The sequence below is a fragment of the Pedobacter sp. ok626 genome, assembly GCF_900100435.1.
In the GTDB taxonomy this organism is placed as follows: domain Bacteria; phylum Bacteroidota; class Bacteroidia; order Sphingobacteriales; family Sphingobacteriaceae; genus Pedobacter.
This window is the reverse complement of record NZ_FNEX01000023.1, coordinates 90391-102950: the sequence shown is the minus strand read 5'-3', so window position 1 is coordinate 102950 and position 12560 is coordinate 90391. Positions and strand designations below refer to the sequence as shown.

Annotated in this window: 9 protein-coding genes; 6 read left to right on the top strand and 3 right to left on the bottom strand. The window is 38.2% G+C overall.

The genetic code is table 11. The features are described 5' to 3' along the window. Both BLS35_RS25245 and BLS35_RS28430 read right to left on the bottom strand, forming a co-directional pair. The coding region (locus tag BLS35_RS25245) for a DUF11 domain-containing protein (RefSeq protein ID WP_139205893.1) at positions 1 to 2538 on the bottom strand (2538 nt) is incomplete at its 3' end. A gap of 677 nt (positions 2539 to 3215) precedes the next feature. Next, entirely contained in the window at positions 3216 to 3536 is a 321-nt protein-coding gene (locus BLS35_RS28430) for a helix-turn-helix transcriptional regulator (protein WP_207909193.1), read from the bottom strand. A gap of 165 nt (positions 3537 to 3701) precedes the next feature. On the opposite strand from BLS35_RS28430, the gene BLS35_RS25235 reads away from it, so the two are divergent. Both BLS35_RS25235 and BLS35_RS25230 read left to right on the top strand, forming a co-directional pair. After that, positions 3702 to 4241 (top strand): Crp/Fnr family transcriptional regulator, encoded by a 540-nt coding sequence (locus BLS35_RS25235; protein WP_165973422.1) that lies wholly within the window; start codon positions 3702 to 3704, stop codon positions 4239 to 4241. A gap of 55 nt (positions 4242 to 4296) precedes the next feature. After that, positions 4297 to 4851 (top strand): DinB family protein, encoded by a 555-nt coding sequence (locus BLS35_RS25230; protein ID WP_090786684.1) that lies wholly within the window; start codon positions 4297 to 4299, stop codon positions 4849 to 4851. A 71-nt stretch (positions 4852 to 4922) separates the two neighbouring features. On the opposite strand, the gene BLS35_RS25225 is transcribed toward BLS35_RS25230, so the two are convergent. Beyond that, on the bottom strand, positions 4923 to 6905 hold the full coding sequence (locus BLS35_RS25225) for a PAS domain-containing hybrid sensor histidine kinase/response regulator (protein WP_165973421.1): 1983 nt from the start codon (positions 6903 to 6905) through the stop codon (positions 4923 to 4925). A gap of 203 nt (positions 6906 to 7108) precedes the next feature. Between BLS35_RS25225 and BLS35_RS25220 the strand changes: the two genes are divergently transcribed. The 4 genes from BLS35_RS25220 (at position 7109) to BLS35_RS25205 (ending at position 12560) form a co-directional block, all read left to right on the top strand. Continuing rightward, positions 7109 to 7594, top strand: coding sequence for a hypothetical protein (locus BLS35_RS25220; RefSeq protein ID WP_090786677.1), 486 nt, complete (start codon positions 7109 to 7111; stop codon positions 7592 to 7594). A gap of 629 nt (positions 7595 to 8223) precedes the next feature. Further along, positions 8224 to 10575 carry a hypothetical protein gene (locus tag BLS35_RS25215; RefSeq protein WP_090786674.1) on the top strand — a complete coding sequence of 784 codons (2352 nt, stop codon included), beginning with the start codon at positions 8224 to 8226 and terminating at the stop codon, positions 10573 to 10575. Positions 10576 to 10612: 37 nt separating this feature from the next. Further along, positions 10613 to 11956 carry a hypothetical protein gene (locus BLS35_RS25210; protein WP_090786671.1) on the top strand — a complete coding sequence of 448 codons (1344 nt, stop codon included), beginning with the start codon at positions 10613 to 10615 and terminating at the stop codon, positions 11954 to 11956. A gap of 226 nt (positions 11957 to 12182) precedes the next feature. Further along, complete coding sequence (locus tag BLS35_RS25205) at positions 12183 to 12560, top strand: hypothetical protein (protein ID WP_090786668.1); 378 nt, start codon at positions 12183 to 12185, stop codon at positions 12558 to 12560.

The following is a 12560-nucleotide window of genomic DNA, read 5'->3' as shown; positions in this document are numbered from 1 at the left end:
GTTGATCTTATCACCAACGTTTACTTTTCCGTCACCGTTGCTATCTGCATAAGTACCGGTTTTGGTCAGACGCATACCAGGCGATGATGGCAATGCCGTAATCGTACAGGCCGGACAAGCAGGGTCTACCGGAGGCATACCAGGAGTACCACCCGCAGCGTTACCACTCTCCGACTCGTCAGTTACTGGATTGTTCGAAGGGTCTTTACCAGTGGCAGTAGCCAGGTTATACACCCCACCTTTATCTACATCCGCTTGGGTTAAAGTATAAACTGCGGTAAAGCTCGTATTGTCAACCGCGTTTGGCGCAAGAGATATTGGCCCACCGCTCACCGTCACCTTTGGATCGCTGATACTGATATCAGATAGACTCACATTACCCGTATTCTCTACCTTAAAAGTATAGTTGATCTTATCACCAACGTTTACTTTTCCATCACCGTTGCTATCTGCATAAGTACCGGTTTTGGTTAAACGCATACCAGGCGATGATGGAATATTAGTAAATACGACATCGGTATTATTCAAAATATTATTACAGGCTACGCCTAAACCATTGTTGGCACATTCTACATATGGGTCAGTTGGTGGTACAATAGGTGTTATGTTACTTGTCGCATCAGGATCCGTTACATCATTAGGGCGCAATATAGTAGCTGTTACCTGTTGATTCCCAGCAACGGTAGTATTGGTTACTGATACGGTAACGTTATAGGTGATCTCACAACCATTAGGGAGATCTAAACGAGATGAATATGTTCTGGTCGCAGCGTCATAACTAAGTGCTAGTGCTTCTGTGCCACAACCATTTCCCGAAAATGTAAATGATTGCGGATTGAAACCTGTTGGTATTACAAAAGTAAACGGAGCACCCTCTACATTACTTGGCCCATCATTTTTAACTTTTACAGTATAAGTTACATTATCACCGGGAACAATGGCAGTTTTATTGGGAGTGATTTCCGATATTTTCAGATCTGCAATTTTTACAACTAGAGTAGATACGATTTCCGCATTAGCTCCCTTAATAAAAGTCCATGTGTCAATGGATCTGTTATCACCGAACAGACCTCCAGTTCCGCTACCACCTACACCCCATTTATGTCCATTGCTGTTACTAGAAATACCCGTGCTATTACTCGGTGCCAACTGACTGTTATTAATTGGACTAGGACTGCTTCCGCTGGTTGGAGGAGAAATACCTGTATCGTTCCAATATACGAGATCTGAAACCACATTATTAAGGTTATTATGGTCCAAAAGTTCAATTATGGTTCCTAAGCTATTATATTCCATATCAAAAAATGGAAAATGGACTTCAGCACCTTGCAAAGATATTGTGACTTTAGCCGGAACATTTCCTGCGGGCATTGGAGTGCCCGTACCATCTTTTCCATCCCACAAAACATTATTAACACCTGAGGTAGCAAACCCGGTAATTGTACGGGGAGCAAATGCTACAGGGCTCTCGGTACTTTCTATTAAAATTGCAACATTACCTTGTGTTCCTGCGGTGAATCTTATATACCCACCCCTGTTACTCACTTGTCCTACCGTTCCATCCACCCCCACTAGCTTTACATCAGTTACCTCAGGTAAAACTATTGCATTCTTCAGCCATGTGTTACCACCGGGTACTGCTCCACTCCCAGTTGTAGGTAAATCATTTGCCGGTAATGCATAAAACAATTTTTGGGTGATCTGTTTCGAATTATCAGCAGTATTAGGATCATGAATTTGTCCACTTAAACCCGTTGTGGTATTTAAACTTTTATAAATAGGTTCTTGTGTACTCTGATTTAAAAAACCATTGTTATTCACCAAAAAAGTGAAATACAGACCATTGTTGCCATTATTGTTTACACGGTAAGTATATCCATCCTTTGTTAAAATATGTAGTATACCCTCAAAGCCAGTGGTATTTGGGGAAGTAAGTCCATTGGTCAGGTTTAATACATTCACATAAGTTCTTCCGGAAATAAAACCATCATTTGTAGTATTAATTACAGACACATCCCAAGCGCGAATACCAGCATCATTTGCTTCTGTCCAGTTTGCATCAGCATTATAAGAGGTTCCAGGATCCCCAGTTCCTCTTGCCACAAATTCTACCCGATAAATCCCTTCAGTGGTAACCGTATGATATATTGGTAAATATCGATTTCCTCCGGCAGCCTGCCCAAAAAATCTGGGGCCAGCCAGTTCTGCTGTCCGGTTAGCGATCTGACCATCTGTCGTGTTGTCTATCACCTGAGTTCCAGAAGGGGCAAATAATCGAATCCGAGAATTCCCCCCTGTACTTTGTGCACTGGAGGCTAATGTAATGACTTCCCCAACTTTAGCATAAACAAAATGAGTTCCATCGTTGGCAAAGGGCCAATTAGGAGTGGGAGTTGTATAAGCTCGTAAATAAGCCCGTCTTCCTGTTTTTCCGCTAGGATAAAGGTCCTTTGAACCGTCAGCGTAGCTGAATTGAGCTATGAAGAGGAAGCAGATCAATAGGTAACTAACATAATAGAATTTAGTAGAGTGTCTCATGTGATGATTTAGTAGAATGTTACCATGTTATAATTTTGTCTTGAATGTTATCCTGTAGGCTTTAAAAAAGTGAGTGATGTTTTTCATAGGTAGATGATTTCAAACTTCAATCAGGAATAGATTTTTTATATATTCCTTAAACTCTTGGTCTCCCCTTATCTTTTTTAATGAGTTAGCCAAAAGAGATCAGATTCTAAATACAGCCAGTGGTCAAATATTTTTTCCTTATTTAGCTTAATCGTAAAATTGAAACTCTACGGACAGGATTTACTTCCATAGGTAAATACAGGTTTAAAGACTTTTGAAAGAGCTTAATTTTATCTGCTACAGGATATAGCTTTTTTAGAGTTGTGTGTGTTGTACTGAGCGATTTAATCATTTTGCGTGTTAACTTTGTTGTGCAAAACTACCTAATCGCAATACCTCCATATAAAAAAAATAATACACATTAAATATTTATTAATACACACGAAATGTGTATTAATAAATATTTAATGTGTATTATTCAATCTATATAGCTTGCAACTACATGAAGATGTAGTGATTTATTTTTCAGAAATATTGTGTGTATTATGCAAATAAGATAGTTATCCTGTGGTATCTTACGGGCAAAATAATCTGTATTACTTTTACACCGTATCGCTAGCTTATTAGGAATAGAAAGAATTGAAATCTATTTAGTCCAAGACTAATTTATTTACTTTTTTAACAGATTTTTTTTGAGCTTGCATCATTCTAATTTTCTCTTCAAGGTACAATTTATAGGCAGGTGATCCCTTTTCATTCTCCCATGATGTGGGCTCAATCAAACGTATCATGTCAATTCTGAAAAACCGCGCTATTTCGTAAACTTTTACCAAATCAGGTTGATTAATATTTCTACACCACCTGCTAACAGTATTATTACTGACTTGTAGAAATATTGCCAAGTCTTTTTGTGAGAAATTGAATTCATCCAGTACTATGCTAATTCTATTTAACCTTTGCTTTATTATCATATAAGATTTAACCGTTCTATTTAATTCAATGAAAGATAAAAAACAAATATCACCTAATTGAGATTTGTTTTCTCAACAGATTATATTTAATGTGAAAATATTTCATAATCGGCAATATGGAATCTGATAACCAAATCTATTATTTTTGCAAAAATGAATTCGCTCATGACTGAAGAACAATCCTTTACCCATGATCTGGTTAACTCCCTGAAGGCAGAAGGAATCAGACAAACTTTTTCCAAGGGCGAATTTATTCTGAGAGAAGGAGAAGTAGAAAAAAACCTTTACTTTATTGAATCAGGTGCCATTCGGGTTTTTCTCTTATCAGAATATGAAGAGCAAAGCATCCGCTTTGGTTTTGAGAACTCGATAATTAATTCTTTGTCTTCCTATTTCCGAGAAGGTCCGTCAGAATTTTATATAGAAGCGCTCAGAAAAACAACGCTGAGAGTTATCTCTAAACAAAGAGTCTCAGAGATTGCCAATAAAGATATTTATAGCTTGACCGGATATAAGTGTTTATTGGAAACAGTAATTACCCAACAAATTGAAAGAGAAATTGATTTGTTAACGGTCTCTCCAACCGAACGTTTAAATCGTGTCTTACAAAGAAGTCCTGATTTATTTCAGCAGATCCCATTGAAATACATCGCTTCTTACCTTAGGATGACTCCTGAGACTTTGAGTCGTATTCGAAATTCTTGATTTCAATCAAGCGGCAGTAATTTCTTTCTTTTCATTTTTGTATAAATTAATAACAATGGCAAAGATGACAAGCAATCAACTGATAGATGATCTTTTAGTTACCACTAAAAACTCTACCCAAGCAGTTCAAAAGTTAAAACAGTTCGAACTTTTGAAGTTGAGCGAAAGGAATGCCCCAAATGAATGGAGTATTCTGGAATGCATTGAGCATTTAAACCTCTACGGAAGCTTCTACCTTCCTGCCATTGAAAAGGCGATTCTGTCTCAGAAGACCATTCACAATTCCTGTGTTTTTAAGAGCGGTATCCTTGGGAATTATTTTGTCAATCTGGTAAAGCTCAAGCAAGCTAAGATAAAAAAAATGTCTACTGCAAAAACCATGGATCCTTTTGAAAAACAATTGACCATAACAACCATTGATCGTTTTTTAAAACAACAGGAACGATTAAAATCATTGCTTGAACAAGCAAGATACGTGGATATAACTAAAGCCAAAACACCCATCTCAATTAGTAGATTCATTAAGTTGAGACTTGGAGATATCCTAAGATTTATGGTGTATCATATTGAACGGCACGTTGCTCAGGCAAATAAGATTCACAGCAATTAGATCCTGTGATCTTATATTATAATCTATCAATAGTCAGAGTAGGTTCGAAAAACAAGGAATAATCATCCTAGTCATCCTCCATTTATAATACCCCGATTCCCAGCTACGTTATATAATACTTCAAACATTCTTTCGGGCGAAAAAGGTTTATTCAGAATGTCAAAAATATGCATTTTAGCGAGTTTCAATTTGACCTCGGTCATAATATCGGCAGTAAAAATAACGATATGTATTCCCGGGTACTGCTGCTGTATAAGATCCGCCAAAGCGTAACCGTCAATTTCGGGCATATGGAGGTCCAGCAAAGCTACATCATAGTTGTTAGCTGTCAGCAACGCAAGGGCTTCTTTTCCATTATAAGCGCAGTCTGGTGTACAACCGAAGTATTCCATCTGTTTTCTGGCCACCATCACATTAATAGGGTTGTCTTCTACAAATAAAATGCGTAAGCCATTTAGTCTGCCTTCGTATACCGTAATTTCAGGCCCTGGCCTGAAAGCCCCTGGCGAATTGTTGTCGGTAGCCAAGTCAAAATTCAGTTCAAAATAAAATTCCGCCCCTTCTTTCGCTGTACTTTTAAGCAATATACGTCCTTCGTGTAGTTCCACCAATTTCTGGGTGATAGCCAAACCTAAACCTGTTCCTGTATGTTTACGGTGAGCGGACTGTTGTACTTGTTTAAAACTTTCAAAAACGGTTTCATGTAATTCCTCAGGAATACCGATTCCTGTATCCTTTACAGAAAAGTGCACCTTGGCTTTGCTCTCTGTCAATGCAACAAGACGTAAAGTAATAGTTACCTCCCCCCTTTCCGTAAATTTAATGGCATTGCTTACCAGATTGTTCAATATTTGCCCAAGTCTTACCGGATCTGCAATTAGTCTTTGAGGAATATCATCGTCAATAAAGCTCTTCACCATGATCCCTTTAGCCTCGGCCAGCGACTTAAACTGATTTTTGATATTCCTTACCAATTCAAAAATATTCACTTCTGCCAAAACCAGTTCCAGCTTATCACTTTCTATTTTGGTAAGGTCCAGGATATCGTTAATGAGCTGCAACAAGTGGTCGGCAGAAAAGATCAGGCTACGCACATACTCTTCCTGATCCATCGTATGCTTAAGTTTTAGCAAATTGGCAATGCCAATAATTCCATTTAAGGGAGTGCGGATCTCATGGCTCATTACCGAAAGAAAATCCGTTTTTACCTTTGCCGAATGTTCAGCAATATCCCTTGCGCGCAGCAGTTCCAGTTCAATTTCCTTCTTTTGGGTAATATCCGTAATGGCTCCTCTCAGCACCACCACCTTATTGTCTGCTACAATGGGCATGCCAACGGCCCTAACCCATTTTCTTACGCCAGCAGGGGTGCATAGCCTGAGTTCAAGATCATATGGTATTTGCTTTTCAATCGCATCTTTTACATGTGCTTCCATCATCTGGGCATAACCTTCTTCGTAAAGCGAAAGTACAGCTTCAAACGTAGGAACAAAATCCTGTGCATTAACGCCATTGATTTCATAAACCTGCTTTGTCCAGAACACCTCTCCTGTCAGTAAATTAAATTCCCAGCCACCCGTTGTACTAAGTTCCTGGCTTACATCCAGAATCAGGTTGCTGCGTTCCAGGCTTGTTTTTATTTCTTGAAACGCCAGTTCGCTAAGGGTGCGATCAGTGATATCTTCTAAAAAACCAATATAATAAGAAACAACCCCATGGTCGTCAAAAATAAACTTTGCATTCACCTTTAGCCAACGGATTCCTTTAGCGGGATGATGAATCCGATAAACAAAATCGAATATTTCTTTTCCTTCTGCCATTACGTTCTGAATCAGATTGTTGATATGAACGATATCTTCCTCATAAACGATCCTCATCCAACCTTTGCCAAGCGACTGCTCAACACCTATTCCTGATATATTTTCCCATTGATGGTTCAGAAACAAACAATTACCTGCTGTATCAGCCTGAAAAGCACCCATCGGGCTAACTTCCAGTATTTTTTGTGTTTTTGCTAATTCTTTACGTGAAATGCTTGTCGGTTTACTACTCATTAAGTCTTGCATTAGGGGATCTTTAGGTAATTTATTAATATAATTACAGCTATGCAAAAAAAATCCCTCCTTGTTAATGAATAAATAAAAAGACGCCTGGCAAAGGCTTCCTTTACCAGACTTTTGGTTAATTTAGTTGTATCCGTTTAAAATGGTTCTGTAACTATTTAGTATGTCAGTCTCAACCTAGCCCGTATTGAGCAATGCCGAATTATCAGGCTTGTACCTTATCTTCTACTTACTGGGGAGATAATCAAGGTATCCTAGTTGACACGACCAATGCCCCATTCAGTTTCCAGGAGTTAATAGATAAAGGCCTTGTAGCCAACCCTCTGCCATTACAAAGTGAAGATGACTATGATAATCTTGCTTTTTCCATCTATCTGTTGGGGCACGACACATGCGCAGGGCATCGCTTGGCTTTTAGTAAAACTATAGATGGAATGGATCTGGAATGGACCGGAAAAATTGCCCTGACCTATGCAGGAGAAGAAGAATTCAACCACGATTTTAAAATCGTGGTACGCAATGTTGTCTTTGATGGCTTCCAGTATCCGAAAGAATGGAGCCAGGAAGAGGCTTTAGAGGCATTCAGTGACAAAATTTCCTCATTCGAATCTTACGAATTTGTAGATATGAACCCGAAAAGTTTTCAAAGAAATTATCAGCTTGTTCCGAAAAAACTTTAGAATCACTAATGCCATTATTAAGTTTCAGAAAACCACTTACAGGTATAGAAAAATTGCTTCCCCGGCCGAATTCACTGAAAATTCTTGCCTTTTATACCACTAAAGCTAAAATAGACAAAATTATAAAGGAAAGACTCAAATCTATGGGATACACCGACGGCCTAGATAGAGATTAGAATTATATTAAACGCAAAAAAGCCTTAGATTTCTCTAAGGCTTTCCGTGCTCCCTTTCGAACTAAACTCAAAAAAATTCATAGATGATTTGAAGAATATTGCAAGAATTAGTGAATTGGTTACTCAAGAACCCCTTAGTAGAGATTTCGTATTAAAATATAAACGAACCTGGAAAAAGAAAAAGGACAAAAAATAGCTTAGAGCGTGAAATTTGACCGATAACAGCTCCATCTGTGTACAAAAAAATTCAATTCATATGATGCAATGCAGTCTCTAGTAGGGTATTTTTGTGTGTATAAAAAAGCACATTTATCTCTACTAGAGATATGCTAAAAAATGAGTTTACCTCTAGTAGAGTAGTTTGAAGTTAATTACATGAGCATCCTGTCATTGTTATCAACCTTAAAATACAGTCATGCAGATTAATTATATTTATAGCACCAAATAAATTGTATGCCGGTTAGTAGAAAAAGAAAAAAAACAGCCAAGCCGACCAGTAAAAAGAAAACTTACAAACCTTACGAAGTCGTTAAACAACCCTTCAGGGAATTCCGTACTCCGGATATCTCCCACATCCCGTTCGAGGAAAGGATGAGAATACTAAAAGAGTTTGCTGAAAAATCCGGGAAGGAGTATGAGAGAACCCACATTGAACTTCAAAATTTCTTAGCAGAATACGATCCACTTTACCTTGCGGCCTACAGCATTTTATACTTCATCAGTAAACCTGAAGGTATCGATCAGGAAGCAATTGATGGCTATGTCGATTTCCCTGTATTTTATGTGGAAGTTTTACAGGCATTGTCCCTGAAGGCACCCAGAACAATATCAGCAAAGCCTTTGACCCATGATGCCTTAGCGTTCAAAGATACGCTGACCAATTTTAACAAAAACCAGTCTTATCGTTATTTCAACCTTACCCAGCATGCAAAAAACCCGGAAGAAATGAGTCCGGTAATCCTTAGAATGGATATGATGATGCACACTCTGGCAGTGAGGAACTGGGCATATGAAATACAGATGCAGCAGGTTGCCTACGACCTGGCGGAGTGTATTCGCGACAAATTCAAAGAGGCAATAGGTTTTGACCCGCTGATCTTACTGGACATTTTATTTGGTCTGGCAGAACTAACCAATGATAAACTAAACGACCATATTAAAAAGATGCGGAACGTCTATCAGGCTAAAACAATGGATGAAATATTCCATGCACATGAAACAAATTATCCTGATATGGTGAAGGTTAATGCCGAAGGTAGAAAAGAGATGTGGGAAATGTGCGGTCGCAATTTTAAACAATTGAAATGGACGCTTCTAGCGCACGGTGACCTTCGTCTTCCGGAAGTATTCAGCTTTGATCCGGAAGAAGTTAAAGCATTGGTGCGACCAGAGGTTAGTACTTCCACTATTGAGGTAACCGAGATACTGGACAAATTATCGTTTAAATTCGGTGATTTAAAAGACACCGATACAGACCACATCTTCCTGAACAACCCTGTTCACGATAAGCCATTTATACAGCTTGAAGATTCAGCATACTTCTCCGCAATTGGTTTTATGTTCTCCCACTTAGGTGTAGACCTGCTTGAAAATTTTATCAGGACGGATAAGAACTTATTCTCTTATTACAGTAAGCAAAAGGGAATATACTTGGAAGATCAGGTACGGGAACTTTTCAAGGGTGCCTTTCCCACAGCACAAATTTTTGACGGAAGCTTATGGAAAAGTCCAACCGACGGCAAAACCTACGAAAACGATTTAATTGTACTGATTGAAAATTTTGCTATCATCATTGAAGCAAAGTCAGGTACAGTGGCGCCTCCAGCTAGGCGAGGTGCACCAAACCGGCTTTTTGAAACACTTGTAGATCTTGTAGTTGCTCCATCAGAACAGGCCATCCGTTTTGAAGATTTTCTAAGGGAGAATTCGGGTTTACACAATTTCAGCACCAAATCGGGTAAATCCAATTCAATCGATTCTTCGAAAATCGACTATTATATCCCGCTAGGAATTACCTTATCAAATTTAGGGTCAATAGGATGTAACCTGAAAAAACTTATTGATGCGAAAGTAATCGATCACACCATCGAACAATTAGCCCCCTCCATCAGTCTATGTGATCTCCAGGTAATTTTTGAAATATTGCCTCTTGAAGCACAAAAGATCCATTACCTCTCTCGGCGAAGGGAGTTTGAAGCGCATGTCACTTTCCAGGGTGATGAATTTGATCTGTTTGGATTTTATCTGGATACCGGTTTTAATATTGGTGATACCGAATATGATCCGGAATACTACTTAAATTTAACGCTCAAATCCAAAGAACTTGATCCTTACTTTATCGGCAAGCATCGTGGAAAAGCGATAAAAAAGCCTGAACAAGCATTCACCAAATATTGGAATGATTTATTATTATACCTGAGAAAAAATAGCAAATTATGGTTGCACGTGTCCTACATACTGTTAAATGCATCACATCAGGATCAAAAAGATTTTGAAAAAGCCCTGGAAAAGCTAAAGAAAATGATTCTAAACAAAACGAGCAAGAACAAGCACAATTGGTTCGCTTTCTATTGTGGCCCTCCGAGACGCAGGTATACTATCATCGCCTATGCCTACGAGGGACTTTCGAAGTCGGAAAGAAATGATGTGATGAATCAAATCGCTGAAAAAGAAAAGAAAGATCCTAACCGTGGTTTCATCATTTTAGGCTATGACCTTAACCATTTGATTTATCCTTACAATGTTATCGCTGGCAGCCTCCATAACGATTTCTTCGATTCCTTGGCTATTAGTGAAGACGAATAACCTCAGGACACTTAAAATTTAGAACTGACCAAAAAATATGAATTCAAAAGAGAAAAAGGAGTTATTAAAATCGCTGGACGAACGACAATTTAGAACAGAAGTCATAATTCCTTTACTAAGTAAAATGGGATACCTGGCACCTGTTGAATATCATGGGGTCAATGAAAAAGGGAAAGACATTATCTGTTTCGAATATGACCGGTTAAATGAACAAAGATTTTTAGCTGTGGTAGCCAAAACGGGCGACTTAAGTGGAAGTGCCTCTTCAACAATGGGATTGATGAATGTAGTAACCCAGGTTCAGCAGGCATTTGACAATCCCTACGAAAATTTATTCAACATGCGCCAGGTGTTCATCAATGAGGTATGGGTAATGACAACTGGCAAAATAGTGTCATCCGCACAAGAATCCGTAATCGCCACTCTAAGAAAAACGAACCTTGATAAACAGATCCGAATAATTGGGGATGATAGACTTATAGGACTTATCGACAAGCATTTTAGCACTTACTGGAACTCCAGTAATGAAACCAAAGAGAGTGTTATCATACAGCGTGACAGACTTATTCGTTTTATAGAGGGCCTTTTAAAACACAACAATGCAGATAAATCTACTATTGAAAGTGTGAAAGCCAGTATACTGTATTCAAACTATGATCCAAGGTTACATACAAATTTCGAAGGTTTACATTTTTCATACATATCTTCCTATTCTATCGAACTTGCCAAGATTGATCCCGAATATGATGATTATATTACCTCGTTCTCACACGGCATTACCAAAGAGAAATTGGTAGAAGCAAAAAACGACCTTGCGGCAAGCTTCTATGATATTATGGAAACGATGGAAAAAGCCGACAAAATCTTAAAAATCACCAATCCTCAGGATTTCGTAGATCAGGCAGACTACGAGCTAACTGAATATCCTTTCTCTTCTGGCTGGGGACCAGCCGACGATTTCCTTAAATCAGTTGAGTATTTACGGGAAGGGCTGGATGATTTGAAATATTTTAAAGCCTTTCTGCAAAGCGAAAATAAACTTGAATGGGCCAAAAAGCTCTCAAAGTCAATCGCAGATTTGCTGCCTGAAATTGAGCAGATTATCAATACCAGCCAGGATGAAGAAATTTTCCTAAATTACACCATTGACGAATCCACAGAAACCATAAAAATTGATTATGGAAAACAGAATACCCATTTTCACACCAAATTCAAAAGGATTGACCCAAACGGATTTCGCCGTAATCGTGACGGCTCAGAAAAACCGGAAGCGCAAATGAAGCTGGCACTAAAGCTATTCCGCGATTACCTGGATGAATCACTAGCTTACGACTGGTCAGAATGGCGGGACTTGTATGATGCTCAACAGCAAGGTGAATAGTATTAAAAAATCCCTGCACCATTTCTGATGCGGGGATCATAATTCACAGCTCAAACTATTCATGTAGATCACGAGGGAATTTATCAATACCAACACTCCTTTGCCCGTTATTTTAACCAACTAAAATTAGTTTATTGAGAAATATTAATAGATTAGGGTTTATACTCTTTGATTATGGAGAACAACAACTTTAACCATGAATAAGTAGATAGGCAAGATTATGTCAATGTTAGAAAGATTAAATTCCATAAATATTCCCCCTCTAAAAGAATGTGGAACATTATTAAATAAAATGGAAAGATTAAAATCATATTATTATAGATTAGGAGAAGCACCTGATTGTCAAACCAATGACGAAGCACTGATACTTATTAACAATGTTTTAGTTGAGATCGAAGATTGTCACTCTGGTACATTAGCTGAGGAAATGCCAGGCTTAAGATTTAGTGGTCGAATGTATCCGATACAAGAAGATTATATTATCAGGGAAGAAAACAGAATAATAGCAAGGAGTAAGGGAAATGAAATTATAATAGAAAACGGTGGTGACTTCATCATAAAAGATAGAATAACTGATGAAACAATAATTATTAAAACTAGGTAA